The 26,600-nt window shown below is 68.9% G+C and carries 24 protein-coding genes; 17 read left to right on the top strand and 7 right to left on the bottom strand.

All coding sequences use genetic code 11. The features are described from left to right. Positions 1–46: 46 nt before the first annotated feature. The 3 genes from thrS to ACW9TV_RS04495 are packed head-to-tail and all read left to right on the top strand — an operon-like array spanning position 47 to position 3,711. The gene (gene thrS, locus ACW9TV_RS04505) at positions 47–2,059 is read left to right on the top strand and encodes a threonine--tRNA ligase (protein WP_494304662.1); all 2,013 of its coding nucleotides are present in this window, start codon (positions 47–49) and stop codon (positions 2,057–2,059) included. Then, entirely contained in the window at positions 2,059–2,490 is a 432-nt protein-coding gene (locus ACW9TV_RS04500) for a protein tyrosine phosphatase family protein (protein ID WP_494304661.1), read from the top strand. The genes thrS and ACW9TV_RS04500 overlap by 1 nt, the downstream gene beginning before the upstream one ends. Positions 2,491–2,505: 15 nt before the next feature. Next, positions 2,506–3,711, top strand: coding sequence for a patatin-like phospholipase family protein (locus ACW9TV_RS04495; protein WP_494304660.1), 1,206 nt, complete (start codon positions 2,506–2,508; stop codon positions 3,709–3,711). Positions 3,712–3,717: 6 nt separating this feature from the next. On the opposite strand, the gene ACW9TV_RS04490 is transcribed toward ACW9TV_RS04495, so the two are convergent. Then, positions 3,718–5,040: a penicillin-binding protein activator gene (locus tag ACW9TV_RS04490; protein WP_494304659.1), complete on the bottom strand. Its 1,323-nt coding sequence runs from the start codon at positions 5,038–5,040 to the stop codon at positions 3,718–3,720. On the opposite strand from ACW9TV_RS04490, the gene rsmI reads away from it, so the two are divergent. From rsmI to ACW9TV_RS04460, 6 genes are all read left to right on the top strand, one after another. Next, the gene (gene rsmI, locus ACW9TV_RS04485) at positions 5,039–5,914 is read left to right on the top strand and encodes a 16S rRNA (cytidine(1402)-2'-O)-methyltransferase (protein WP_494304658.1); all 876 of its coding nucleotides are present in this window, start codon (positions 5,039–5,041) and stop codon (positions 5,912–5,914) included. The genes ACW9TV_RS04490 and rsmI overlap by 2 nt on opposite strands. Beyond that, positions 5,911–6,249: a YraN family protein gene (locus ACW9TV_RS04480; protein WP_494304657.1), complete on the top strand. Its 339-nt coding sequence runs from the start codon at positions 5,911–5,913 to the stop codon at positions 6,247–6,249. Before rsmI ends, ACW9TV_RS04480 begins: the two co-directional genes overlap by 4 nt. An 82-nt stretch (positions 6,250–6,331) precedes the next feature. Continuing rightward, positions 6,332–7,120 carry a transglutaminase family protein gene (locus tag ACW9TV_RS04475; protein WP_494304656.1) on the top strand — a complete coding sequence of 263 codons (789 nt, stop codon included), beginning with the start codon at positions 6,332–6,334 and terminating at the stop codon, positions 7,118–7,120. Between the two features lie 70 nt (positions 7,121–7,190). Beyond that, positions 7,191–8,162, top strand: coding sequence for a glutathione synthase (gene gshB, locus ACW9TV_RS04470; RefSeq protein ID WP_494304655.1), 972 nt, complete (start codon positions 7,191–7,193; stop codon positions 8,160–8,162). Continuing rightward, positions 8,159–8,773 (top strand): DedA family protein, encoded by a 615-nt coding sequence (locus ACW9TV_RS04465; protein ID WP_494304654.1) that lies wholly within the window; start codon positions 8,159–8,161, stop codon positions 8,771–8,773. Before gshB ends, ACW9TV_RS04465 begins: the two co-directional genes overlap by 4 nt. A 62-nt stretch (positions 8,774–8,835) precedes the next feature. Then, complete coding sequence (locus ACW9TV_RS04460; protein WP_494304653.1) at positions 8,836–9,462, top strand: hypothetical protein; 627 nt, start codon at positions 8,836–8,838, stop codon at positions 9,460–9,462. Here ACW9TV_RS04460 and ACW9TV_RS04455 read toward each other — a convergent pair. Then, entirely contained in the window at positions 9,445–10,053 is a 609-nt protein-coding gene (locus ACW9TV_RS04455; RefSeq protein ID WP_494304652.1) for a TetR/AcrR family transcriptional regulator, read from the bottom strand. The two genes, ACW9TV_RS04460 and ACW9TV_RS04455, sit on opposite strands and share 18 nt — an antisense overlap. Before the next feature lie 157 nt (positions 10,054–10,210). Here ACW9TV_RS04455 and ACW9TV_RS04450 point away from each other — a divergent pair, with 157 nt between their 5' ends. The 6 genes from ACW9TV_RS04450 (at position 10,211) to alr (ending at position 18,666) form a co-directional block, all read left to right on the top strand. Beyond that, entirely contained in the window at positions 10,211–11,467 is a 1,257-nt protein-coding gene (locus ACW9TV_RS04450; protein WP_494304651.1) for a DsbA family protein, read from the top strand. Next, a complete protein-coding gene (locus tag ACW9TV_RS04445; RefSeq protein ID WP_494304650.1) occupies positions 11,464–12,531 on the top strand; it encodes an MBL fold metallo-hydrolase in 1,068 nt (355 codons plus the stop codon). The genes ACW9TV_RS04450 and ACW9TV_RS04445 overlap by 4 nt, the downstream gene beginning before the upstream one ends. Continuing rightward, positions 12,528–14,168, top strand: coding sequence for a sulfatase-like hydrolase/transferase (locus ACW9TV_RS04440; RefSeq protein WP_494304649.1), 1,641 nt, complete (start codon positions 12,528–12,530; stop codon positions 14,166–14,168). Before ACW9TV_RS04445 ends, ACW9TV_RS04440 begins: the two co-directional genes overlap by 4 nt. Beyond that, positions 14,149–15,165, top strand: coding sequence for a glutathione S-transferase N-terminal domain-containing protein (locus tag ACW9TV_RS04435; protein ID WP_494304648.1), 1,017 nt, complete (start codon positions 14,149–14,151; stop codon positions 15,163–15,165). The genes ACW9TV_RS04440 and ACW9TV_RS04435 overlap by 20 nt, the downstream gene beginning before the upstream one ends. Then, on the top strand, positions 15,162–17,546 hold the full coding sequence (locus ACW9TV_RS04430) for a sulfatase-like hydrolase/transferase (RefSeq protein ID WP_494304647.1): 2,385 nt from the start codon (positions 15,162–15,164) through the stop codon (positions 17,544–17,546). Before ACW9TV_RS04435 ends, ACW9TV_RS04430 begins: the two co-directional genes overlap by 4 nt. Positions 17,547–17,634: 88 nt before the next feature. Next, positions 17,635–18,666, top strand: coding sequence for an alanine racemase (gene alr / locus ACW9TV_RS04425; RefSeq protein ID WP_494304646.1), 1,032 nt, complete (start codon positions 17,635–17,637; stop codon positions 18,664–18,666). A gap of 13 nt (positions 18,667–18,679) precedes the next feature. Here the strand turns inward: alr and ACW9TV_RS04420 are convergent, their stop codons facing one another. From ACW9TV_RS04420 to cobA, 5 genes are all read right to left on the bottom strand, one after another. After that, positions 18,680–19,423, bottom strand: coding sequence for a phosphoadenylyl-sulfate reductase (locus ACW9TV_RS04420; RefSeq protein ID WP_494304645.1), 744 nt, complete (start codon positions 19,421–19,423; stop codon positions 18,680–18,682). Between the two features lie 69 nt (positions 19,424–19,492). Continuing rightward, the gene (locus tag ACW9TV_RS04415) at positions 19,493–19,888 is read right to left on the bottom strand and encodes a DUF934 domain-containing protein (protein ID WP_494304644.1); all 396 of its coding nucleotides are present in this window, start codon (positions 19,886–19,888) and stop codon (positions 19,493–19,495) included. Next, positions 19,881–21,509, bottom strand: coding sequence for a nitrite/sulfite reductase (locus tag ACW9TV_RS04410; protein ID WP_494304643.1), 1,629 nt, complete (start codon positions 21,507–21,509; stop codon positions 19,881–19,883). Before ACW9TV_RS04410 ends, ACW9TV_RS04415 begins: the two co-directional genes overlap by 8 nt. Beyond that, positions 21,509–21,793, bottom strand: a complete 285-nt coding sequence (locus tag ACW9TV_RS04405; RefSeq protein WP_494304642.1) for a DUF2849 domain-containing protein — start codon at positions 21,791–21,793, stop codon at positions 21,509–21,511. The genes ACW9TV_RS04410 and ACW9TV_RS04405 overlap by 1 nt, the downstream gene beginning before the upstream one ends. Continuing rightward, complete coding sequence (gene cobA, locus ACW9TV_RS04400; RefSeq protein WP_494304641.1) at positions 21,787–22,566, bottom strand: uroporphyrinogen-III C-methyltransferase; 780 nt, start codon at positions 22,564–22,566, stop codon at positions 21,787–21,789. The genes ACW9TV_RS04405 and cobA overlap by 7 nt, the downstream gene beginning before the upstream one ends. A gap of 163 nt (positions 22,567–22,729) precedes the next feature. Here cobA and ACW9TV_RS04395 point away from each other — a divergent pair, with 163 nt between their 5' ends. Together ACW9TV_RS04395 and ACW9TV_RS04390 are read left to right on the top strand one after the other, a co-directional pair. Next, positions 22,730–25,228, top strand: coding sequence for a penicillin-binding protein 1A (locus ACW9TV_RS04395; protein WP_494304640.1), 2,499 nt, complete (start codon positions 22,730–22,732; stop codon positions 25,226–25,228). After that, entirely contained in the window at positions 25,225–26,598 is a 1,374-nt protein-coding gene (locus ACW9TV_RS04390; protein ID WP_494304639.1) for a peptide MFS transporter, read from the top strand. Before ACW9TV_RS04395 ends, ACW9TV_RS04390 begins: the two co-directional genes overlap by 4 nt. Positions 26,599–26,600: the final 2 nt, after the last annotated feature.

Genomic DNA, 26,600 nt, shown 5'->3' with positions numbered 1-26,600 from the left:
GGCGGCGCTAGGGAGCGCCGTTGATTTCCTGAGGAGTGACCGCCACGTGTCCGCGCTGATTCACCTGACGCTTCCGGATGGCTCGGTTCGCGAAGTCGCGGCTGGAACGACTGCGGGCGATGTGGCGCGGGCCATCGGGCCGGGGCTGGCGAAGGCGGCGCTGGCGGCGCGGGTGGATGGCGAGCTTGTCGACCTGGAGCGGCCCATCGAGCGGGATGCGGCGCTTGCCATCGTGACGGCAAAGGACGAGGCCGACGCCCTTGAGCTGGTGCGGCATGATTTCGCGCATGTGCTGGCGGAAGCGGTTCAGGCCCTGTTTCCGGGCACGCAGATCACCTTTGGCCCGGCGACGGACGACGGTTTCTATTATGATCTGGCGCCGCCGGCCGGGCGCGGGCCGTTCACGGATGACGAACTGCCGCTGATCGAGGCGGAGATGCGGAAGATCATTTCGGCGGACAAGGCGCTGCGGCGCGAGGTGTGGAGCCGGGATGACCTGATCGCACGGTGGCAGCATCAGGGCGAGACGTTCAAGGCCGAGTGGGCGGCGGAACTGCCAGAGGGCGAGGAACTGAGCGTCTACTGGTCGGGGGACGACTGGATGGACATGTGCCGGGGGCCGCACCTGCCCAGCACGGGGAAGCTGGACCCGGCGGCGTTCAGGCTGACGCGGGTTTCCGGCGCCTATTGGCGGGGCGACCAGAAGAATCCGCAGCTGAGCCGGATTTACGGGACGGGGTGGCTCAACAAGAAGCAGCTGGATGCGCATCTTCTGATGCTGGAGGAGGCGGCCAAGCGCGACCACCGCAAGCTGGGGCAGGAGATGGACCTGTTCCACCTGCAATCCGAGGCGCATGGCAGCGTGTTCTGGCACCCGAAGGGGTATCTCATCTGGCGGACGCTGGAGGCCTACATGCGCCGCCGGCTGGATGCGGCGGGCTATGTGGAGGTGAAGACCCCGCAGGTGATGGACGCGAAGCAGTGGGAGCAGAGCGGCCACTGGGGCAAGTATCGCGAGAATATGTTCGTGATCCCCGACGAAGTGCCCAACACCGAGGACGAGGGGCCGATCGTTTCGGATGACGCCGAGTGGATGGCGCTGAAGCCGATGAACTGCCCGGCGCATGTGCTGATCTTCCGCCAGGGCATCAAGAGCTATCGCGACCTGCCGCTTCGCATGGCGGAGTTCGGCTGCTGCCACCGGAACGAGCCGCACGGCGCGCTGCATGGCATCATGCGGGTGCGGCAGTTCACGCAGGATGACGCGCACATCTTCGTGCGCGAGGACCAGCTGGTGGACGAGGTGGCGGGGTTCATCGATCTGCTGCATTCGGTTTATGCCGACCTGGGGTTCGACCAATATGCTGTGAAGCTGGCCCTGCGGCCGGAGAAGCGGTTCGGTTCGGACGCGATGTGGGATCTTTCCGAGGATGAGCTGCGCCGGGCGGTGATGGCATCGAACCTGCCGGACGGGATCAAGGCGGGGTTCGAGGAGTTGCCGGGCGAAGGCGCCTTTTATGCGCCGAAGCTGGAGTTCCACCTGACGGACGCGATCGGGCGGACCTGGCAGGTGGGGACGATCCAGTCAGACCGGGTGCTGCCCGAGCGGCTGGATGCGAGCTATGTGGGCGAGGATGGCGAGCGTCACCGACCGGTGATGCTGCACCGGGCGATCCTGGGGACGTTCGAGCGTTTCATCGGCATCCTGATCGAGCATCATGCCGGGCGCTTCCCGCTGTGGCTGGCGCCGGTTCAGGTGGTGGTGGCGACGATCGTTTCCGACGCGGACGACTATGCCGTGGGTCTTGTGGAGCAGTTGCGGTCTGCCGGAATCCGCGCCGAGGCGGATCTTCGGAACGAGAAGATCAACTACAAGGTGCGCGAGCATTCGCTGGCCAAGGTGCCGGTGATGCTGGTGGTGGGCCGGCGCGAGGCGGAGGAGGGCACGGTTGCCGTTCGCCGGCTGGGCGAGGAACGGCAGCAGGTGGCGGCCTTCGGCGAGATGCTGGAAGGCCTGCGGGCCGAGGCGCTGGCGCCGGACCTGAAGAGGAAGAACTGATGGCCGAGATTCGCCGGTTGACCGACAGCTTTGCCGCCGCGCCGCAGATCACGCCGGCCGATGTCGCCGAGATCAAGGCGGCGGGGTTCGGCTTCATCGTGAACAACCGGCCCGACGGCGAGGCGGCGGACCAGCCGGCGGGCGACGAGATCGAGGCGGCGGCGCTGGCGGCGGGGCTGGGTTATTGCGCGATCCCGATCGACCAGAGCGGGTTCACGGTGGAGCAGGTGGCGGCGCTGTCGGCGCTGATGGTCTCCCCCCGGCCGATCCTGGCCTACTGCCGTTCGGGCACGCGTTCCACCAACCTGTGGGCGCTTGCGTCGGCAAGCCGCGGGGGCGACATCGAGACGATCATCGATAAGGCGCTGGCCGCGGGCTATGATGTGCGGGCCCTGCGGCCTGCGATGGAACAGCTGGCCGCACTGGGCTGAAATGGGGACGATTTGATGGGCGGCAGACAAGGCAGAGGGCAGCCGCTGATCCCGTGCCGGGATACGCCGGCGGATGCGCGGCCGCCGCACATGAATGTGCTGGTGCTGCAGGGCGGCGGGGCGCTTGGCGCCTATCATCTGGGCGTGTGCGAGGAACTGGCGCGCATGGACGTGGCGCCGGACTGGGTTTGCGGCATTTCCATCGGCGCGATCAATGCCGCGCTGATCGCGGGCAACCGGCCGGGCGACCGGATTCCGGCGCTGGTGCGGTTCTGGGAAACCATCTCTTCGGCGCTGGTGCCGATTATCGACATTCCCGACGGGACGGCGCGGGACATGTGGTCTGAAGGGGCGGCGCTGTGGATCGCGGCCACGGGGGTGCCGGGCTTTTTCAGCCCGCGCTTTCCGCCGACGAAATTCCAGCCGCACGGCAGCGTGGGCGCCATCAGCTTTTACGACACGGAGCCGCTGCGCCAGACCCTGGATGCGCTGATCGACTGGGATTATCTGAACGACGGGCCGGTGCGGCTTTCCGTCGGATCGGTTTCGGTGACGACCGGGCGGATGCACTTCTTCGATTCGAAGGGCGGCCCTGATCACTGCCGGATCACGGCCGATCATGTGATGTCGTCCGGCGCGCTGCCGCCCGGATTCCCGCCGGTGCGGATCGGGGACGACTGGTTCTGGGATGGCGGCATCGCATCCAACGCGCCGCTTCAGCATGTGCTGGATGAAGGCACGGAGTTCGACAAGAACATCTTCCAGGTGGACCTGTTCCCCGCCGAAGGGACGTTCCCCGAAACGCTGCTGGCGGCTGAAACCCGCGCGCAGGACATCCGCTATGCCAGCCGGACGCGGCTGGGGACGAACCATGAAATGGCGCTGAGCCCGGCGCGGCTTGTTGTCCGCCGCATCCTGGACAGCTGTTCGCCCGACCTGAGCCTGCTGACGCCCGACGAGTTGGAGGTGCTGCGCCGGTTCGCCTGCGAGCAGCATATCGAGATCGCGCAGATCATCTATCGCGACAAGGCCTATAGCGGGAAGGCGCGCGGATACGAGTTCAGCCGCCCGACGATGGAGGCGCACCGCGCCGCCGGGCGGCGGGACGCGGCGAAGGCGCTGGCCGTGCGCGACTGGCGGCTGCGGCCCGCCGTGAACGGCGTGCATTGCATCGACGTTGGCGCCGATTCACCCGAGCTGAAGGCGAAGGCGAGCCGCTAGTCTGATCTAGAAGGCGGCGGGGGCCGGGCTGACGGTGGTGAAGCCCTGCGGGCCGACCTGCTGCACCTCTAGCCCGCGCTCGGCGATATTGGATTTGAAACGGAAGATTCCGTCGACGCCGGCAAAGCCCTGGGGATCCTCCAGCAGCTTTTGCGGGAAGCTGGCGCCGGGCTGCCATTGCTGGCCCGTCGCGCTGATCGCCAGCAGCATCGCATCGTAGGAGAGGCTGGCGAGGCGCGAGGGCGTGCCGCCGAAGCGGGCCTGATAGCGTTTCGCCATGGACTGGAAGCGCTGATCCGGCACGGCGGCGAAGACGGCGCCGCGCAGCGCGGGGGACGCGCCGAGACCGGGTTCGGTGTTCCACAATTCGGTGCCCATCATCAGATAGCTGCCGGGCTGTGCGCCGAATTTCGCGAGGTGGGGCGAGAAGGCGGCGGCGATGGCGCCCGAATCGGCGACCAGAAGCGCTTCGAAGGCGACCGGCGGCGTGGTGCGGGTGGCAGGCGCGATGGTGCCATCGGGCCGCTTCGCCGCAGTGGTGCTGCCGGCCTGCTTCAGCCGGGCATCATAATCCGTGACCTTGCGGGCGGCGGCAGGCAGCGCGGCGGGCGTGCGGGCGAAGCTGGTGAGGGCCACGACCTGGCCGTTGCCGGCACTGACGGCACGGGTGAAGGCGACGGAGGTGCGCTGACCATAGACGCCATCGGGGACGAGAGCCGCGAACTTCTTCGTGCCACGGCCCGCGGCATATTCCACGACGCGGCTGACGGACTGGGCGGGCTGGAAGCCGAGCACATAGAGGCGCCCCCCCGCGATGCCCGAATCGTTCGAGAAGCTGAGCATGGTGACGCCCTTCGCTTCAGCGGCCGCCTTCACGGCGGCGGCATCCGAGGCGAGGAGGGGGCCGAGGATGAGCTGCGCGCCATCCGAAAGGGCACGGTTCGCCGCACCGCCCGCGCCGAGCGCCGCGGTATCATAGCTGGTAAGGCGGATGCCCTGTTTGCCGGTGTCGACGAGGGCGAGTGTGGCGGCGTTGGCGAGACTGATCCCGACGGGCGCGTTCGGGCCGGTGAGCGGCACGAGGATGGCGACACGATGCACTTCGCCGGGCTTCACGGCGACCGGCTTTTCGACGGGCGCGGGCGCGACGGGGGCGACGGGGGCCTTCTGGCGCGGCGCACAGGCCGCCAGCGCGGTCAGGACCAGGAGCGTGCCCGCCGCTGCGATTCGCGGCATGTGCCTTTTTGCCGCGATGCGCGGCATGCGCCTGTTGGCCGCGATGCGCGGCTGGCTTGCCGCATTGCCCGCACTCGCCCAGATTGCCTGCATGCGTGATGCTCCACCTGATGATGAACCCGATACCCAACCATCCGGAGACCGGCTGGCGCCGGGGCTGTATATCGTGGCGGGGCCGATCGGCAACCTGGAGGACCTGTCGCCCCGGGCGGCCCGCATCCTTCGCACGGCGGATGTGGTGGCCTGCGAGGATACGCGCGTGACGGCGAAGCTGCTGCGCGCGGCAGGCAGCGAGCGGCCGATGCTGCCCTATCATGAGCATTCGGGCGCGGAGGTGGAAGCCCGGCTGCTGGACCGGGCTGCCCGCGAATCGGTTGCGCTGGTTTCGGACGCGGGCACGCCGCTGATTTCCGACCCCGGCTATTCGCTGGTGCGCGAGGCCCGGGCGCGGGGCATCGCGGTGACGACGGCGCCCGGGCCTTCGGCGGCAATCGCGGCGCTTTCGATCAGCGGGCTTCCATCCGACCGCTTCCTGTTCGCGGGGTTCCTGCCGGCGAAGGCGGTGGCGCGCGACAAGGCCATTTCGGCCGTGGCGGGGATTCCGGCGACCCTGATCTTCCACGAGACGGGGCCGCGCCTGGCGGCGTCCCTTGCGGCGCTGGCGGCGGCGCTGGGCGGGCGGGACGCCGTGGTGGCGCGGGAACTGACCAAGCGGCACGAGGAACTGGTGGCGGGCCCGCTGCCCGAACTGGCGGCGCGCTATGCCGGGCAGGCGCCGAAAGGCGAGATCGTGCTGCTGGTGGGGCCGCCAGCCGGAGAGGTTTCGGGCGCGGATGCGCTGGACGAGGCCCTGCGCACGGCGCTGCGAACCATGCCGCCGGGCAAGGCAGCGGCGAGTGTGGCCGCTGCGCTGGGCGTGCCGCGCGGCGAGGCCTATGCCCGGGCGATGGCGCTGAAGGACGCATGAGCCGGCAGGCGGCCGAGAAGCGGGGGCGGCGGGCCGAACAGCTGGCCGCGCTGCTGCTGATGGCCAAGGGCTGGCGGATCGTGGCGCGGCGGCGGCGGATGCCGATGATCGAGGTGGATCTTGTGGCCCGGCGCGGCGCGATGCTGGCGGTGGTGGAAGTGAAGCGGCGCGCCACGCTGGAGGCGGCGACGCTGGCGCTGACCCCGCGGGCTGCGGAACGGCTGCGCGCGGCCGCCTTCCAGCTGGCCGCGGAGGCGGGGCCGGAGGTTTGCGGACGGGTGGATCTGATCGCACTGGCGCCCGGCCGCTGGCCGAGGCATATTGCGGATGTGTAGCAATGCAGACGTGTAGCAGTGCGGGTGTGTAGGAAGGCAGGCGCCTGCAGGTTCGAAGTGCAGCTGCCGGGAGGAGCCGGAGATGGATGCTCTCGCCGCCATCGGATGCCAGGACGATGTGGAGATCCGCATCGACGAGGCCGCGCTTCATCTTGCCGCCGCCGACCGCACACGGGCTGATCTGGAACCTTCGCTGGCCTATGTGCGGGGCCTGGCGACGCGGCTGCCCCCTTCGCTGCCGACGGCCGAAAGCCGGGCGCAGGCGCTGGCCGACCTTCTGGCCGGCACGGAAGGCTTCACCGGCGATCGCGAGGATTATGATTCGCCGCGCAACGCCGACATGCTTTCCGTCCTTTCGCGCCGGCGCGGGCTGCCAGTGGCGCTGGCGATCCTGTATGTGGCGACGGCGCGGCGCGCGGGCTGGGATGCCCGGGTGATGGGGCTGCCGGGGCATGTGGTGGTGGCCCTGGAGGGTGGCGAGCGACTGGTTCTGATCGACGTCTTCGCCAGCGGGCGCTTGCTGGTTCCTTCCGAACTGGCCGGGCTGCCGACGACGCTGGCGATGGGCCGCGCGTTGCGCGCGGGCGACGCGGCGCTGCTGGGCAATCGCGAGACGCTGGTGCGGCTGCTGATGAACCAGGCCAGCCGGGCGCGGGCCGCTGGCGACGATGTGCGCGCGCTGACCCTGTATCGCCGGTTGACCCTGATCGCCCCCGCCCTGCCGCCGATATGGTGGGAGCGTGCCAGGCTGGAACAGGCATCCGGCGATACGGCGGCTGCCCGGCGCAGCCTGGCGGCCATGCGGGAAACGACACGGGATCCCGCCCTGAAGGACCGCATTCGCCAGGCCTATGATGCGCTGACGCGCTGACCGCGCCTTTCACTGGGGGCCTTTCACGCAGGCCTTTCACTGGGGGCCTTCACCGCCTATCAGCAGCGTCATGGCACGGAGCATGCGCATCGCGGTCCAGATGGACGCGCTGGACGGAATCAATGTGGCGGGCGATTCCAGCTTTGCCCTGATGCTGGAGGCGCAGGCGCGCGGATTCCGGCTGTGGCACTATCTGCCGGACCAGCTGGACTGGCTGGAGGGGCGCGTCGTGGCCACCGCGCGCGCTGTCGAGGTGATGCGCCCTTCGGCGCCCGGCGAACCGCATTATCGCTGGCTGGACGAGCCGCAGCAGCTGGACCTGGCCAGCGACATCGACGTTGTGCTGATGCGGCAGGATCCGCCCTTCGACATGGCCTATATCACCGCAACCCACCTGCTGGAGCGGGCGCAGGCGGCGGGCGTGCTGGTGGTGAATGATCCGGCGAGCGTGCGGAACGCGCCCGAAAAGCTGTTCGTGCTGAACTATGCCGACCTGATGCCGCCCACCCTGGTGACGCGGTCGCTGGCGGCGGCGCAGGCGTTTCGCGCCAGGCATGGGGAGATCGTGGTGAAGCCGTTGTACGGCAATGCCGGATCCGCGGTGTTCCATGTGCCCGCGGGCGATTCCAACCTGCCCGCACTGGTGGAGCTGTTCGGGCAGGTGTGGCGCGAGCCCTTCATGGTGCAGGCCTTCCTGCCCGATGTTTCAAAGGGCGACAAACGCATCATGCTGATCGACGGGGAGCCCGCCGGCGCGATCAACCGGCTGCCGAAGCAGGGCGAAATCCGTTCGAACCTGGCAGCCGGCGGCAGTGCCCATGCGACCGAACTTACGCCCGAGGAGCAGGCCATCTGCGCCCGGCTGGGCCCCGACCTGAAGGCGCGCGGGCTGATCTTCGTGGGCATCGACGTGATCGCGGGGCGGCTGACGGAGATCAACGTGACATCGCCCACCGGCGTTGTCGCGATCGACCGCTTCAACGGCACCAACACGCCGGGGCTGTTCTGGGACCGGGTGAGCGGGATGAGGGGCAGCCGGTGAATGCGTGGATCGGCCAGCTGATCGAAAGCTGGGGCTATCTGGCGGTTGCCTTCCTGATGTTCGTGGAAACGGTGTTTCCGCCGATTCCATCCGAAGTGATCATGCCGCTGGCCGGGGTGAACGCCGCACAGCAGGGCGGATCGATCCTGGGCGTGATCCTGGCGGGAACCGCCGGCGCGATGGCGGGCAACATCTTCTGGTTCGCGCTGGCCTGGAAGCTGGGGCTGGACCGGTTCGAGGGCTTTCTGGTGCGATATGGCCGGCTGTTCACGATGGACGAGACGGAGATCGCCCGGGGCCGGGCGCTGTTCGACCGCTATGGCGCGGGGCTGGTGGGCGTGGGGCGGATCATCCCCACCATCCGTTCGCTGATTTCGGTGCCGGCCGGGCTGGTGCGGATGAACACTCGCACCTTCCTGATCTTTTCGACGCTGGGCACCTTCATCTGGACGATGGGGCTGGCGCTGGCGGGCTATTTTCTGGGCCGCAACTTCAGCGAGATCGACAAGGTGCTGGGGCCGCTTTCGACGGCGGTGATCCTGGGCTGCTTCGCTGTGTATCTGTACCGTGTGATCATGTGGAACCGCTGGAAGCGCAAGCGCGCGGAGTGAGGCTTTGCAGCCCCGCAAACTAATGATACCCATAGTGCCGAAAGGCTGGAGGGTTCGCGGGGATGTGGTGGCCGTTCGGAGTGGCGCTGGGCGCCTATCTGCTGTTCAGGCTGTGGTATGACAACTGGCGCGGGCCGCTGAAGCCGGCCGAGATCGACGCGGGGCTGGCGGCCATCGCCGCGCGCGGCGGCAGCGGCGGCACCGACCGGGCTCAGTTCCGGGCGTTCCTGGAATCGGATGACGGGCGCGAGTTCGTGATGCTGAACCTGGTGAAGGTGACACCGGGGCTGGTGCCGCATCCGGAGACCGGCGAGCCGGTTCCCGGCCGGGCGATGCTGGATCAATACAGCCGCCACTTCATCCGGCGGCTTTTGTTGCGCGGCGGGCATCCGGCGATGGTGGCGCGCAAGATCGGCCCCTATGTGGACGCCTGGGGTGATGTGCAGCCGGACCCCGGCTGGTCGATCGTGGGGTTCATGCGATACCGGAGCCGCCGGGATCTTCTGGCGCTGGCGGCCGATCCTTCGTTCGCCGCAGTCCATGCCTTCAAGGCGCTGGGAACAATGCAGACCTTTTCTTTCCCGACGCGCCCCGTGCTGAGGCTGTTCGCGGGGCCGCGCCTGTGGGTTGCCCTGTTGCTGGCGCTGCTGGCGGCGCTGACGGCCCTTGCGTCAGCCGCCCTGCACTAGCGCATCCGCAAGGCGGTGGAGGATGAGGGCCGAGGCCGCCGCATCCTGCCCCTGTTCCAGCCGGAGGCGGCGCCACATGTCGATGCTGAGGACGGCATCGAGCGCCTGCCGCGTGGCAGGATCGGGCGCGAGATCCGGGCCGAGCACATCGAACAGGATGGCGCGCAGTTCCATCTGGATGGCGGCATGATCCGCCTGCAGCTGGGGCGAGCGGTGGCGATGGATGGCGGCCGCGACGGTGACGAACATCACCTCTTCGAAGAAGCGGACGCGCCGGTCGATCAGGGCATGGAGGCGTTCAAGGGGCGTGTCACCGGTAAGTGGCATGGCGCGCACCGGGGCGATATGGGCGCGCATGATCGCCTGCATTTCAGTGTAGACGCCCTCCATGTCGGAGAAGAGGCGGAACACCGTGCGGCGGCCGACGCCGGCGCGAACCGCGACATCATCGGCGCTGGGGGTGATCTGGCCGGCGCGCACCAGTTCCAGCATTGCCTCCACGATTCGGCGGCGGCTGCTGGCGGAACGACGGCGGCGGCCATCCGTTTCCAGCGGTTCGCCCGAACGATCGGACTTGGGATCGGAATTCATCCTGGCCTCTTGCCTGTGCGTGGCGGCCTCGTCGAGCCCCCGTTGACCGGGGTGGTTTGACATGGCACTATTGGCTCTTGAAGTGCCATAAAAGTGCGCGCCGCGCAATCCTGGGGAGGTCTTGTGGCGACATTCGGGGACAGGGAGCGGCCGCGCCGTGCGAGGGCGGCTTGAAGGCGGCATCAGCGGCATCATCACCAGCGTGCGGCTGCGCGACATGGTGCGGCGGATGCATGCGACGCGGCGGCGGCTGATGGGCTCTGCCCCGACGCTGCATTATTTCCACGGCGCGGCTGACCCCTGGTCGCACCTGACGGCGCAGTTGCTGCCGGCGCTGGCGGCGGCCTATCCGCTGCGGATCGTGCCGCATCTGGTGCCCGCGCCTTCGGAGGCCGCGGCGCCGGAGCCGGGGCGGCTGCAGGGCTGGGGGCTGCGCGATGCGGCGCAGCTGGCGCGGGCGCACGGGCTGGCCTTTCCGGGCGGTGCGGGGGCGCCCGGCGCCGAAGCGGTGGCGGGGGCCGAGGCGGCGCTGGCCGGGATCGACGACCCGCTGGCCTTTGCGGCGCGGGCGCGGGAGGTGGGCGAGGCCCTGTGGACCGGGCGGGCGGTCGCGGGCGGCGGTGACCGGGCGGCGGCGCTGGCCGAGGGGGCTGCCGCGCTGGCGAAGGCCGGGCATTATCTACCGGGCGTGTTCGCCTTCGAGGGCGAATGTTACTGGGGGGTGGACCGGTTGTCGCATCTGGAGGCGCGGCTGGCGGATATGCGGCGCGGTGACCCGGTGGTACGGCAGCTGGAGGCGGGTGAACTGCGGGGGGATGCGCGGGGGGCGGAGCTGCACTTCTTCCTGAGCTTCCGCAGCCCCTATACCCATCTGGCGGCGGGCCGCGTGCGGGCGCTGGCGGATCGGTGGAATGCGCGGCTGGTGCTGCGCCCCGTGCTGCCGATGGTGATGCGCGGACTGCCCGTGCCGCTGGCGAAGCGGATGTATATCGTGCGCGATGCAAAGCGGGAGGCGGCGCGGCTGGGGATCGGCTTCGGCCGGATCTGCGACCCCGTGGGCGCGGGCGTGGCGCGCGGGCTGGCGGTGCTGCACCGGGCAATTGCGCTGGGCCGGGGGCCGGACTTCGCCGAGAGTTTTCTGGCCGGGGCCTTTGCCGAGGCGGTGGACGCGACGACGGACGCCGGGCTGGGAATGCTGGCCGCGCGGGCCGGGCTGACGGACGCGGACGTGCGGGCGGCGCTGGCGGACGACGGCTGGCGGGCGGTGGCAGAGACCAATCGCGCGGAGATGTTCGACGCCGGGCTGTGGGGGGTGCCGAGTTTCCGCGTGGGCGACCACCCGGCGCAGTGGGGGCAGGACCGTCTGTGGGCGGTGGAGCGGGACCTTGCGGAGATTGCGGGAGAGGCGGGATGAGGCGCTGGCTGGGCGGACTGGCGTTGCTGCTGCTGGCGGCGGGCGTGCTGGGCTATGCCCTGCGTGAGCGGATCGCGATGGGGCTGTATGAACGCGGGGCGGCGCGGGCGATCGGCGCCGACACGATCTCGGGCCTGCCGGACGGGTTGCACGCGGGGTTCTGCGGAACCGGAAGCCCGATGCCGGATCCGGCGCGTGCGGGGCCGTGCCTGGCGGTGATCGCCGGCAAGCGGCTGATCATCGTGGATGCCGGCGAAGGCGCGGCGCGCAACCTTTCGCTGATGGGGCTGCCGGCGGGGCGGATCGACCGGGTGTTGCTGACGCATTTTCATTCCGACCATATCGACGGGCTGGCGCCGCTGGCCTTGCAGCGCTGGGTGGGATCGGCCGCGACGACTCCGCTGATCCTGCAGGGGCCGGTGGGCGTGGGCGAGGTGGCGGCCGGGCTGAACGCGGCCTATCGGCAGGATTCGACCTATCGCACGGCACATCATGGCGCGGCCGTGGTGCCGCCTTCCGGGTTCGGATTTTCGCCGCGCGCCTTTGCCGTGACCGGGGGCGTGGTGCTGGACGAAGGCGGGTTGAAAATTACAGCCGTGCCGGTTGATCACCGGCCGGTGACGCCGGCCGTCGCCTATCGCTTCGATTACAAGGGGCGGTGCCTGCTGGTTTCGGGTGACACCCTGCCGTCGCCCGCGCTGACGGCGGCGGCGAAGGGGTGTGACCTGCTGATCCATGAAGCCTTGCAGCCGCGCCTGACGCGGGTGCCGGGTGCGGCGGCGAAGGCGGCAGGCAACGCGGGTCTGGCGAAGATCCTGGCCGATATCGAAGATTATCATACCACCCCGGAACAGGCCGCCGGGATCGCGCAGGACGCCGGGGTGAAGGCGCTGGTGCTGACGCATATCGTGCCGCCGCTGCGGGTTCCGGGGCTGGAGGCCGCCTTCCTGGGGGATGCGCGCGGGCGATTCGAGGGCGAACTGTGGATCGCGGAGGATCGCGAGCTGGTGAGCCTGCCTGCCGCGGGCGGGATGACACGGACGCGGCTGGGAGGACGGGGATGAAGAAGCGCTGGATCCTGCTGGGCGCGGCGACGGCGCTGGGCGTGGCGGCCTATGCCGGGTGGCAGCGTTACTGGTATTACACACCCGGCCTGATCGCGCGGGTGACCAACCCGGTTCAGCCGACCCAGCCGGTGACATGGGCGGAAGGCCCGGCCGAGGCCGCCGTTCCGCCCGGCCAGCGGCCGCCCAACATCGTGCTGATCGTGGCCGACGACCTGGGGATCAACGATATCTCCGCCTTTGGCGGCGGGCTGGTGCCGACGCCCGCCATCGACCGGCTGATGCGCGAAGGGGCGAGCGTTTCCAGCTTCTATGCCGCGAACGCCACCTGTTCCCCTTCGCGCGCGGCGATGATGACCGGGCGATACCCGACGCGATTCGGATTCGAGTTCACCGCGGTGCCGCCCATCTTTGCGAAGAATCTGGCGCATGGCGACGGCGTGGGGCCGCACAAGGCCATCTTCCATGCCGACCGCGTGGCGGGGATCATGCCCTATGCGCAGATGGGCGTGCCGGCGACGGAGGTGATGCTGCCCGAAGTGCTGAAGGCCGCCGGATACCGCACGCTGCACATCGGAAAATGGCATCTGGGCGAGGCCGACGGGCTGCGGCCGGAGAACCAGGGGTTCGACGAATCGCTGGCGGTGCTGGCGGGCGGGGCGAAGTTCCTGCCCGAGGATTCGCCCGATGTGGTGAATGCGAAGCTGCCGTGGGACCCGATCGACCGCTTCCTGTGGGCGAACCTGCCGAACGCGGTGCGGTGGAACGGCGGCCGGCATTTCGCGCCCGACCGGTACATGACCGACTATTTCACCGACCAGGCGGTGAAGGCGATCCATGCCAACCGGAACCGGCCCTTCTTCCTGTATCTGGCGCATACCGCGCCGCATACGCCCTTGCAGGCGCTGAAGGCCGATTACGACCGGCTGGGCCATATCCCCGACCATCGGGACCGGGTCTATGCTGCGATGATCGTGGCGCTGGACCGATCGGTGGCGGCGGTGCAGGCGAAGCTGGAGGCCGAGGGGCTGGCGGACAACACGCTGATCCTGTTCACATCGGACAATGGCGGCGCCTGGTATGTGGGCATGCCGGGGCTGAACAAACCCTATCGCGGCTGGAAGGCGACCTTCTTCGAAGGCGGCATCCGCGCCCCGCTGTTCGCGCGCTGGCCGGCGCGGATCGCGGCGGGAACGCGGGTGGATGGCGTGGGAAGCCACCTGGATCTGTTCGCCACCGCCGCCGCCGCTGCGAACGCCGCCGTGCCAACCGACCGGGCGATCGACAGCCTGAACCTGCTGCCGCAGCTGACATCGGGCGCGCGCATCCCGCCGCGCACGCTGTTCTGGCGATCCGGCGATTACCGGGTGGTGCGCGAGGGCGACTGGAAGCTGCAGGTTTCCGCCCGGCCCGAGCGGGTGTGGCTGCACAATCTGGCGGACGACCCGACGGAGCGGCGGGATCTTTCCGCCGCGATGCCGGAAAAGGTGGCGGAATTGCGCGCGCGGATCGACGCGCAGGCCGCCGCCATGCCAAAGCCCTTGTGGCCGGCCCTGCTGGAAGGGCCGGTGCGCATCGACGTGACGCTGGATGCGCCTTGGAAGGAAGGGCAGGACTATGTCTATTGGGCCAACTGACGACGGGCTTTACCGGCTGCACGGGGCCCTGGGCTCCCCCTATTCCATGAAGATGCGGGCGCTGATGCGTTACCGGCGTATCCCCTTTGCCTGGGTGCAGGACCATGAGGAGCGGACGCGGCTGTTCGCGCAGGTGAAGGCGCCGGTGATCCCGCTGCTGCAGTTTCCGGACGGCCGTGTCGCCAATGATTCGACCGTACTGACCCGCGAGCTGGAAGCGCGGCACACCGACCGCAGCGTGATCCACAATGATGATTGTCTGGCCTTCCTGGCCTTCCTGATCGAGGATTTCGCGGATGAGTGGCTGACCAAGGCCATGTTCGGATACCGCTGGCTGTTCGAGGCCGATCAACGGCAGATGAGCGAGTGGCTGATGTTCGACGCCTTCCCCGGCGCGGGGCGGCTGGCGCAGCAGCAGATGGCCGCCGCCTTCCGCGAGCGGCAGGTGGGGCGGATGCCGCTGGTGGGCTGCACGGCGGCGAATTTCCCGCTGATCGAAGCCAGCACCCGCGCCGTGCTGGCGGCGCTGGAGACGCACACGCCCGATACGCCCTTCCTGTTCGGAAGCCGCCCGAGCGAGGCGGAGTTCGCGCTTTACGGCCAGCTTTCCCAGCTGGCGACGGACCCGACGCCCGCCGCGATGCTGCGCGCCGACTATCCGATGGCGATGCGCTGGCTGGCGCATGTGGACGACCTGTCGGGCGTGGAGGGCGAGTGGGGGCCGGGGCGGCCCGTGGTGGACGCGATCCTGAAGGTGATCGGGGAAGTTTACCTGCCGTTCCTGGTGGCCAATGCAGCGGCCGTGGAAGCCGGAGATGCCGAGGTGCGCTTCGAGGCGATGGGCCATGAATTCGTGCAGCCGCCGTTCCGGTACCAGGCGAAGTGCCTGGCCGCGCTGCGCGCTGCCTTCGCCGCGCTGGAGCCGGACTGTGCGGCGGACATTCTGGGGCGGCTTTCGGCGGCGGATTGCCTGCCTTATCTGGAGGGACGCGGATGACGGATGAGCCTGAGAGCGGACGCCGGGGGCTGGACCGGCGATCGCTGCTGGTGGGCGGCGCGGTGGGTGCGGGCGTAGCCGGCGCGGCCGCAGTGGGCGCGCGGGCGGTGGAGAAGCGGGCGAAGCAGTTCATCACGCCCGCCGCCGTGGCCGACGGACCGGCCCAAATCGCGGAGAGCTTTCAGGACAGCCGGCCGATCGACGTGACGAAACAGGCCTGGAAGCCAAATGCGCCGAACGTGATCGCCATCATCCTGGACGATGTGGGCTTTGCCGACCTGGGCTGCTTCGGATCGGAGATCCCGACGCCGAACATCGATGCGCTGGCAGGGCGCGGCCTGCGCTATGCCAATTTCCGCACCACCGCGATGTGCAGCCCCACCCGCGCCTCCTTCCTGACCGGGCTGAACCATCATGCGGCCGGGATGGGCTGGCTGGCGGACGTGGACGCCGGATACCCCGGCTATCGCGGAGACCTGACGCACGAGGCCGCGACGGTCGCCGAAATCCTGGGCGACGCGGGCTGGAACACGATGCTGGTGGGCAAGTGGCATGTGAATTCCGGCCATTCGACCGGCGCCAACGGGCCTTATCACAACTGGCCGACGAACCGGGGGTTCGAGCGGGCCTACTGGTTCCAGGGGCATTCGACGGACTTCTTCCATCCATCGGAGCTGTTCGACGGGGTGGCCCCGGTGGAGCCGCCGCGCACGCAGGATTATTATGTGATGGACGATCTGGCGGATCGCGCCATCAGCTGGATGGGGACGCAGCAGGCGCTGGACCCGGGGCGGCCCTTCTTTCTGCAGATGGCCTTTCCGGGGGTGCATTCGCCGTTGCAGGTGCGCGGCGCCGAACGGGACCGCTTCAAGGGGCTGTATGACAAGGGATGGGATGCCATCCGCGCAGAACGGCTGGCGCGGCAGAAGGCGCTGGGGCTCGTGCCCGCGCACACGAAGCTGCCGCCGCTTTCATCCGGCGCGAAGCCCTGGGACAGCCTGAGCCCGGGGGAGCAGGCGCTTTATGCCCGCTACATGGAAATCTATGCCGCGATGCTGGCGAACCTGGATTCCAACATCGGGCGGCTGATGCGGCGGCTGGACGATCTGGGCATCGCGGACGACACGATGGTGCTGCTGTTTTCCGACAATGGCGGATCGGCGGAAGGCACCGAGACCGGCACGCCAAATGTGTTCGCCGCTGCCTTCGGGCGGCCGGTGCCGGTGGCGGAGGCGCAGAAGCTGATCGACGTGATGGGCGAGGACCCGACCTTTCCCCACTATCCCATCGGCTGGACCAATGTATCGAACACGCCCTACCGGCAGTACAAGCAGTTCACCCATCTGGGGGGCGTGGCCGATCCGCTGATCATCAGCTGGCCCAAGGGACAGCCGGACGCGGGCGCGGTGCGGCAGCAGTTCGTGCATGTGATCGACCTGTTGCCGACCATCCTGGAGGTGACGGGCGTGCCCGCGCCTGCGACGCGCCGGGGCATGAAGCTGAAGCCGGTTCAGGGGAAATCCATCGCCGGCACCTTCAGGGCAGCCGGTGCGCCGACGCGGACCGAACAATATTTCGAGCTGGGCGGGCACCGGGCCTTTTACGCGGCCCCGTTCCGGCTGGTGGCGCGGCACGAGCGGGGCCGCCCGTTCGCAGAGGACCGGTGGGCGCTTTACGACCTTTCGAAGGACCCCAACGAGCTGGAGGATCTTGCCGCGAAGATGCCCGACAAGGTGGCCGAGCTGGCTGGAAAATGGCGCGCGGCGGCCGAGGCCAATGGGGTGTTCCCGCTGGACGACCGGCAGATGGTGATCCGCATGGTGCAGGACCGGCAGGGGCGCGGCATCCGCCCCAGCTGGGACCTGCGGCCGCCGATCGAGCGGCTTTCGCGCGAGATGGCGCCGGTGTGCTGCGGGTTGCCGCACGAGATCATCGTGGACTGCCGGGTGGAAGGCGACGGGGTGCTGGTGGCGCACGGCAGCCAGCCGGCGGGCTATACCCTGTATGTGAAGGACGGGCGGCTGTTCTATGAGCAGTCGCTGCTGCCCTGGCGGGTGCTGATCGACGGCGGGCCGGTGCCCAGAGGCAAGGCCGAGCTGCGCTATGTGCAGGCGATGAAGAGCCGGCCCTTCGTCGGGACGGGCGCGCTCTTCGTGAATGGGCAGAAGCGGGCGGAGGCGGCGCTGGAACATGCGCTGTTTTCGACCAGCTATGACGGCTTTTCGGTGGGGGCGGACCTGGGGAACCGCGTATCGCCGGCCTATGCGGCGCCCTTCCCCTTTGCCGGGCGAATCGATCGGGTGCGGATCGAGGTGGACAATTCGGCGCTGAGCCCGCTGGAGACGATGCGGTTCCTGAACGCGATGGCGCTGCGGATCTGACCCCGGGAGGCCCGGACGGCGCGACCCGGCGGGCGCGAATTCCGCCTGGCGGGTTGCGCCGCAGGGCGGGTTGGGCGAAAGCGGGGCCATGATTGCCGCCCCTGCCCCCCTTCGAATTCGGCTCGACGGCGCGGCGATGGCGGCGAACTTCCGTGATCTTGCCGGGCGGGCGAACGTGCCTGCCTATGCTGCCGTGAAGGCGGACGCCTATGGGCTGGGCGCGCGGGACGTGGTGAGCCGGCTGACGGCGGCCGGGGCGGCCGGGTTCGCCGTGGCGACCTGGGCGGAGGCGCTGACGCTGGGGCGGGTGGATCGCGCGCTGCTGGTGCTGCATGGCTTCACCGCCGATTGCGCCGCGGCGGCGGCCGCGCTTCCGGGGGCGCGGCCGGTGCTGAACAGCGCGGCGCAGATCCGGGCATGGGCCGATGCCTTTCCGGGCCGCGAAGCCGATCTGATGGTGGATACGGGCATGAACCGGTTGGGAATCGACGCCGCGGACGTGGCCGGTGCGATTGCGGCCGTGCCTGTCCGCACCATTCACAGCCACCTCGCCTGCGCGGACGACCCGGCGCATCCGCTGACGATGGAGCAGCTGGCGCGGTTCCGCGCCATCGCCGCCGCGACGCCGGGACAGGCGCATGCGCTGGCGAACAGTGCGGGCATCCACTGGGGGCCTGCGTTCAGCTTTTCCGCCGTGCGGCCGGGACTTGGCCTCTATGGTGGCAAGGCGCATCCGGAAGCGGCCCCTCACCAGATGGTGACACCCGAGGCGCGAATCCTTCAGATCCGCACTGTTCCGGCCGGCCGCGCGGTGGGCTATGGCGCGACCTGGATCGCGCCTGCCGACAGCCGGATCGCCATCCTGAACATCGGCTATGCCGATGGTATCCCGCGCGCCGTGGCGCCCCACCTGACCCTGACGGACGGGCGGACGCGCATTCCCGCGGTGGGCCTGATTTCCATGGACATGCTGGCCGCCGACGTGACCGGTCATGATCTGGCGGAAGGCGACTGGCTGGCGCTGGACTGGCAGTTGCCGACGTTGTCGGCCGCGTCCGGGGTTTCGCAATATGAGCTACTGACCCGGCTTGGTCCGCGTTTCGAGCGGCTGTGGGTGTAGGGCCTTCGGGCGGCTAGAACACCGGTTCATTGCCCGGATCGGGCGCCTTGTGGATACCGCATTCGGACTTGTCCCAGCCACGCCAGCGACCGGCGCGCGGGTCTTCGCCGGGCTGCACGCGCGAGGTGCAGGGCGAGCAGCCGATCGACGGATAGCCATCCGCCACCAGCGGATGCGGCGGCAGGCCATGCGTGGCGGCGTAACTGCGAAGCCGATCGTTGCTCCAGTCGTGCAGGGGGTTGAGCTTCAGGCGGCTGTCCTGCTGTTCGAACAGGGAGAGCTGGGCCCGGGCGCGGTTCTGGTGGGATTTGCGGCCTGAGATCCAGAGGTTGAAGGGCCTGAGGCCGCGATCGAGCGGTTCGACCTTGCGGATTTCGCAGCAGCCGTCCGGATCGTAGGACCAGCGCAGGCGCTTCGGATCCTTCGCATCCAGCGTGGCCTGATCGGGATGGAGCCAGCGGATGTCGGTGAGGCCGAGCCAGGCGGACAGATCCTCGGCGTAGCGAAGGGTTTCAGGGAACAGCCAGCCGGTTTCGACGAACAGGACGGGGGTGTCGCGCCGGATCTGCGCCGCGAGGTGCAGGAGGACCGCGGAATCCGCCCCGAAGGAGGAGACGATCGCGACATCGCCGAAGGCCGGATCCGTCAGCACGTCGGCCAGCGCCGCGAGGCCGTCGCCGGCGTAGCGGGCGTCGAGCGCGCCGGCATCGGCGACGGTCCAGACGGGATCGGTCCGGGGGGCCGGGGCCGTGCTCACCTGGCTGCCCTCATGACAGGGCGCGCAAGGGGGCTGCGCTCAAGAGGCCTGCGCTCAAGGGGCCGGCGCTCATCGGGCGGGGCCCCCGTGGCGCAGCGCCCAGGCGGGCTGGGTGTCGTCTGTCGCGCGCTGGTAGACGAAGGGAAAGCGCGCGAGGGCGCGGGCGGCGACTTTGGGATCGACGGGCCGTTCCGGGGCGAGCGAGGAGAAGCCTGCCCGCTTCAGATAGACGAGCTGATCGACGGTGAGATCGCCGATGGCGCGGATGTCGCCCTGGAAGCCCTGCTCGCGCAGGATCCGGGCCGAGGAATAGGCCCGGCCGTCGCGCCATTTCGGGAAGGCGAGACCGATGACCCCATGGTTGCCGAGACCGGCATGGGCGCGGACATCCTCTTCGGGCGTGAGTATGACATCGGGTTCGGCGCCGGGACGGGCGCGGTCGTCGAGCACGAAGAGATCAGCCATAGACCGCCTCCTTGAAGGGAGCCGCGCCGAGGCGGCGATAGGTATCGAGGAAGCGTTCGCCCGGCTGGCGCCGGGCCAGATAGGCGGTGGTCAGCCGGTCCACGGCGGCCACGATGCCGGTTTCATCGAAGCCGGGGCCCAGGATCTGGGCGAGGCTGGTATCCTCGGCCCCGGAGCCGCCGAGGAGGAGCTGGTAGTTTTCCACCCCCTTGCGATCGACCCCGAGGATGCCGATGTGGCCCGCGTGGTGGTGGCCGCAGGCGTTGATGCAGCCGGAAATCTTGATCTTCAGTTCGCCAAGTTCGGCTTCGCGCGGCGCCAGCAGCTTCGCGATATCCTGCGCGACGGGAATCGATCGGGCGTTGGCGAGGGTGCAGTAATCGAGGCCCGGGCAGGCGATGATGTCGGTTGCCAGATCGAGGTTCGCATCCGCGAGGCCGATCCGGACCAGTTCCGCCCAGACCGCCTTCAGATCCGCCTTGCGCACATGGGGCAGCACCAGATTCTGGGCATGCGTCACCCGGATCTCGTCGAAGCTGTAGCGTTCGGCGAGATCGGCGATGGCCTCCATCTGTTCGGCCGAGGCGTCGCCGGGGATCTGCCCGACCGGCTTCAGCGAGATGTTGACGATGGCGTAGCCGGGCGCCTTGTGCGCGGCGACCTGCCGGGACACCCAGCTGGCGAAGGCCGGATCGCTGCTGTCGACCGTATCCGGCAGGCCGGTATCGAAGGCCGGTGGCTGGAAGAAGGCGCGGATGCGATCAAGCTCTGCCTGGGGGGCGTCGATGCCCAGCGTCTTCACGATGGCGTGCTCGGCTTCGACCTGGCGGGCGAATTCGGCGGCGCCGAGTTCGTTCACCAGGATCTTGATCCGGGCCTTGTAGATGTTGTCGCGCCGTCCGTAGCGGTTGTAGACGCGCAGGATCGCCTCGACATAGCTGAGGTAATCGGTGGCGGGCAGGAATTCGCGGATGACGGGGGCGATGATCGGCGTACGGCCCATGCCGCCGCCCACGAACACGCGAAACCCGGTTTCACCCGCCGCATCGCGCACGACCTGCAGGCCGATGTCGTGCAGCTTCAGCGCGGCGCGGTCCGCCGCGGAGGCGATGACGGCGATCTTGAACTTGCGGGGCAGATAGCTGAATTCCGGGTGGAAGCTGGACCACTGGCGCAGAAGCTCCGCCCAGATGCGCGGGTCGTCCACCTCGTCTGCCGCGGCGCCCGCATACTGATCCGAGCTGATGTTGCGGATGCAGTTGCCGCTGGTCTGGATGGCGTGCATCTCGACGGTGGCGAGCTCGGCAAGGATGTCGGGGGCGTCTTCCAGACGGATCCAGTTGTACTGGATGTTCTGGCGGGTGGTGAAATGGCCATAGCCCCGGTCGTAGCGGCGGGCGATGTGGCCCAGCTTCCTGAGCTGGGCCGATGACAGCGTGCCATAGGGGATGGCGACACGGAGCATGTAGGCGTGCAGTTGCAGATAGAGGCCGTTCTTCAGCCGGAGCGGCTTGAAGTGATCCTCATCCAGCTGGCCGGCGAGGCGGCGCCCGACCTGGTCGCGGAATTCATCGACGCGGGCGTCGACGATCGCCTGGTCGATTTCGTCATAGCGGTACATCAGTTCCAGTCCTGTCCTTCGCGCGCGAGATCGGCGCGGACCGTGGGGCCATAGCTGCGGATACGCTCGCGGATCTTCACCGGACGCCAGCGGACGCCGCCGGCCACGGGCTCGGCGTCGATCAGGGTGAGATCGCTGACGCGTTCGTGGACGGATTCGCGCGCGATGATCGCATCGCCGTCCTCGACGGGAACCGCATCGCCGATGGAGAGGCTCCACCCGGCGCCGGTCCACCAGAGCACGTCGCCGCGCACCAGTTCATTGCCCGTCAGCAGCTTCACCACGACACATACTCCTGAAGTTCGCGCACGGCGTCGCGCGCCATGACATCCTCCGCGTCGGCGAGGGCTGCGACGCGCCCGACGACCAGCACGGCGGGGCTGCGCACGGCTTCGCGGGCGACGACATCGCCCAGTTCGGCGAGCAGGGTGCGGATCGCGCGGGCGCCGGGCAGGGTGCCGCGCTCAAGGACGGCGACGGGCATGTCGGGCGAGACGCCGTCTGCGATCAGCTTTTCGGCGATGAGGGCGGCCGTGGTCACGCCCATGTAGATGACGAGCGTGCGGCCCGGACCGGCAAGGCCGCGCCAGTCCTGTTCTTTCAGGCCCTGGCAGGTGCCGGCCACGAAGCTGACGGCGCTGGCGAGCGCGCGGTGGGTGAGGGGAAGGCCCGCTTCGGCCGCGCAGCCGTTGGCGGCCGAGATACCGGGCACGACCCCGCAGGCGATTCCGGCGGCGCGCGCGGCCTCCAGCTCTTCGCCGCCCCGGCCGAACACGAACGGATCCCCGCCCTTCAGGCGGACGACCCTGCGGCCTTCGCGCACCAGACGCACCAGAAGCGCGTTGATATCCTGCTGGGGCATGGCGTGCCGGTCCCGACGCTTTTCGACCGATATGCGCAGGGCATCCGCGCGAGCCAGCGCAAAGATGCCTTCGCCCACCAGCCCGTCATGGACGAGCACATCGGCCTGGGCGATCAGGCGGGCGGCCTTCAGCGTGAGCAGATCCGGATCCCCCGGCCCTGCGCCCACCAGCCACAATTCACCAGTCTGTTCCATGGCCCGGCAGATGCGCCCGAAGCGGCTTTCGGGCCAGAAGCGAAAGCTTGTGGCCCATGAAGCGCGGCTTTCAGTGCCGCAGGGCGATCGGCCCGGCGCCTTCGCGGCGCCTGCCCCGCAAGATGGGCTGTGCGAAGGCCCGGGCACGCGCTAAAGGCGGGGCATGGATGCCGCAAACTCCGGGGCCGGCGCCCCCACCCCCGGCCTGTTCGAACGTGCCCGGGCCCTGGTGGGACGCCTGCCCAGAAAGACCCTGATCCTGCTGGGCAGCCTGCTGGCGCTGGGCCTGGCGGGGCTGTTCCTGATCTGGCTGCTGGTGGGCCGGGGCCTGCCCGACGCGGCGAGCCTGGCCAATTACCAGTCCCCCCTGCCGACGACTCTGCGCAGCAGCGACGGGACGCCCTTCCACAGCTTCACGCGGGAACGGCGAATCTACCTGCCCTATGCCGAGATTCCGCCGGTAGTGGTGCAGGCGGTGACCTCGGCTGAAGACAAGACCTTCTTCGAGCATTCCGGGCTGGACTATGCCGGGATCCTCACGGCGATCTGGACCAATGTGCGGTCACTTGGGAGTGACAAGCGGCCTGTGGGGGCCTCCACCATCACCCAGCAGGTGGCGAAGAACCTGCTGCTGAACAATGACGTGACCATCGCGCGCAAGGTGCGCGAGGCGATTCTGGCAAAGCGCATCGAGCAGCAGTTCACCAAGGAACAGATCCTGGAACTGTATCTGAACGAGGTGTTCCTGGGCCGGAACGCCTATGGGATCGAGGCCGCCGCGCAGAGCTGGTTCGGCAAGCCCGCCGCCGAACTGCGGGCGGAGGAAGCGGCATTCCTGGCGGGGCTGCTGAAGGCGCCTTCCAATTACAATCCGCGCACCAACTATGCCCGGGCGCTGGAGCGCCGCAACTATGTGCTGGGCGAGATGGCGAACAATGGCTTCCTGACGCAGGCGCAGGCGCAGGCGCTGAAGGCCTCCCCCATCGAGACGACCACGGGCGGCGTCGCCAACCGGCAGGCGGCGGTGGGCGGCTACTTCATCGAGGAGGTCCGCCGCCAGCTGATCGAGAAGTTCGGCGAGGATGCCGAGGACGGGCCGAACAGCGTCTATGCGGGCGGGCTGTGGGTTCGCACGACCATCGACCCCGTGATCCAGGCGGCGGCCGAAAAGGCGCTGCGGAACGGGCTGCTGCGCTATGATTCGGGCCGTGGCTGGCGCGGGCCGGCCGCCACGATCGAGACGGGCGACGGCTGGGAAGGCCGGCTGCGGGCGGCCCCGGTTGGTGCGGGCGTGCCGGAATGGAAGGTCGCGGTGGTGCTGGCGAAGGACGGATCCGGCATGACGCTGGGCTTTGCCGACGGTTCCCGCGGACGGCTGGCGAACGGAGACGCGATGCGCGCCAAGGGCGGCGTTCCGGCCTGGCAGTTGCTGAAGGCGGGGGACGTGATCCCCGTGGCCCCGATCGGCGGCCGGAGCTATGGCCTGCGGCAGATCCCCGAGGTGTCCGGCGCGATGGTGGTGCAGGAGCCGCAGACCGGCCGGGTGCTGGCGATGGTGGGCGGCTTCGACGTGAAGGGATCGAGCTTCAACCGGGCGACGCAGGCGATGCGGCAGCCGGGTTCCAGCTTCAAGCCCTTCGTCTATGCGGCGGGGCTCGACAACGGGATGACGCCTGCCTCCATCGTTTCGGACGCGCCCTATTGCGTGTATCAGTCGCGCAGCCTGGGAACCAAATGCTTCCGCAACTTTTCCGGCGGCTATGCCGGGGCGCAGACGATGCGCTGGGGGCTGGAGCAATCGCGCAACCTGATGACCATCCGCATCGCCTACAACAGCGGCATGGACAATGTGGTGAAGCTGGCGAAGGACCTGGGGATCGGGGACTATCAGCCGGTTCTGGCCATCGCGCTGGGCGCGGGGGAAACCACGCCGATGAAGCTGGTGAACGCCTATTCCATGCTGCTGAACAACGGCAAGGCGGTGGAGCCGCTGCTGTTCGACCTGGTTCAGGACAGGAACGGCAAGATTCTGTTCCGCGCCGATCCGCGCCCCTGCGAAGGCTGCCTGGCTGCGCGCTGGCAGGGGCAGGCCATGCCCCGCCCGCGCGATACGCGGCGGCAGGTGATGGACGCCCGCACCGCCTATCAGGTGACTCACATGATGGAAGGGGTGGTGCAGCGCGGCACGGCGGCGGTCCTGCGGTCGCTGGAGGTGCCGATCGCCGGCAAGACCGGCACGACGACGGGGCCGAAGGACGTGTGGTTCGTGGGTGGCACGCCCACCATGGTTGCGGGCCTGTATATCGGGCATGACAAGCCGCGGAACCTGGGCGGCCTGCAGGGCGGCACCTTCGCCGCGCCGATCTGGCGCCAATTCTATACCGAGGCCTACAAGGACAATCCGCAGGAGCCGATGCCGTTCATCGCCCCGGCGGGCATCCGCATGGTGCGGGTGGATCGCCGCTCTGGCAGGCGGGTCTATGGCGCGTGGCCCTCTTCGGAGCCGAAGGCGGCGGTGATCTGGGAGGCGTTCAAGGCCGACAGCGAGCCGCGCCGGATCTATCGCACGGCCGACGACCTGAAGGCGCTGCAGCCGGTGCAGCCGAAGGCGCGGGTGAAATCGGACAGCGACTTCCTGAGACAGCAAGGCGGAATCTATTGAGCACGACCGAGCGGAGCAGCCGCGACGACCGCGCCTTCCTGGGGCACCCCAGGGGACTTGGCTATCTGTCGTTCGCGGAGGCCTTCGAGCGCTTTTCCTATTACGGGATGCAGGCGCTGCTGGTGCTTTACATGGTGAAATACCTGCTGCTGCCGGGCCGTTTCGAGAAGGTCTGGGGGCTGGAGGCACTGCAGGGGATGCTGGGCGGGCTGGAGGGGCAGCCGCTGGCGAGCGCCATCTTCGGACTTTACACCAGCCTTGTATATCTGACGCCGATCGCTGGCGGGATCATCGCGGACCGCTGGCTGGGGCGGCGGCGGACCGTGCTTGCCGGGGCGATCCTGATGGCGGCGGGCCATTTCCTGATGGCGTTCGAGCCGGCCTTCCTTCTGGCGCTGCTGTGCCTGATCGTGGGGACGGGCCTGTTCAAGGGGAATATCGCCAGCCAGGTGGGCGGGCTGTACGGGCCCGAGGACAACCGCCGGGCGGATGCGTTCCAGATCTTCTATCTGGGGATCAACGCCGGTGTCATCGCGTCCCCGCTGATCGTGGGGACGCTGGGCGAGAAGGTCGGCTGGCACTGGGGCTTCGGCGCGGCCGGGATCGGAATGCTGATCGGGCTTGCCATCTATGTGGCGGGGCAGCGCCACCTGCCGGCGGACCCGGCGCTGGAGAGGGGCGCGCGCGCGAAGCTGAAGCTGACCCCCGCCGAATGGAAGCAGACCTTCGGCCTGCTGGCGCTGATCCCGGTGCTGGCGCTGGCGATCATCCCCAACAACCAGATCTTCAACGCCTATCTTGTGTGGGGCGATTCGGAGTTCAACCTGATGTTCGGGGACACCCGGCTGCCGACCACCTGGCTGGTGACGCTGGATGCGATCGTGTCGGTTTCGTTCCTGGCGGGCGTGGCGCTGTTCTGGCGCTGGTGGAGCAAGCGCCACCGGGAGCCTGACGAACTGGGGAAGATCCTGATCGGCAGCGCTTTCACCACTTCGGGCATGCTGGTGCTGGCGCTGGCGGCGGCAACGCAGGGCGATGGCCGGATCGGGCTGCTGCTGCCGGTTCTGTTCCATGTGCTGAACTCCATCGGTTTCGCGCACATCATGCCGGTGACGCTGGCGCTGTTCGCGCGGGTTGCGCCCGCGCCGCTGAACGCGACGGTGATCGGGCTGTATTACCTTTCCTTTTCGGCCGGGAACTGGCTGGTGGGGCGGATCGGCGGGCTGCTTTCCACCATGGCGCCGGTGCAGTTCTGGCTGCTGCATGCAGGCATCGCGGCGGCGGCGGGCGCGGGCTTCCTGCTGTTCCGGCTGATGCTGTGGAACGGCACGAACGGAAAGAACTTGCCCGAAGCCGCCCCTGCCCCCTAAAC

This window comes from Sandaracinobacter sp. T42, assembly GCF_059115405.1.
The sequence above is the reverse complement of the archived record's forward strand: the minus strand, read 5'-3'. Positions and strand labels throughout refer to the sequence as shown.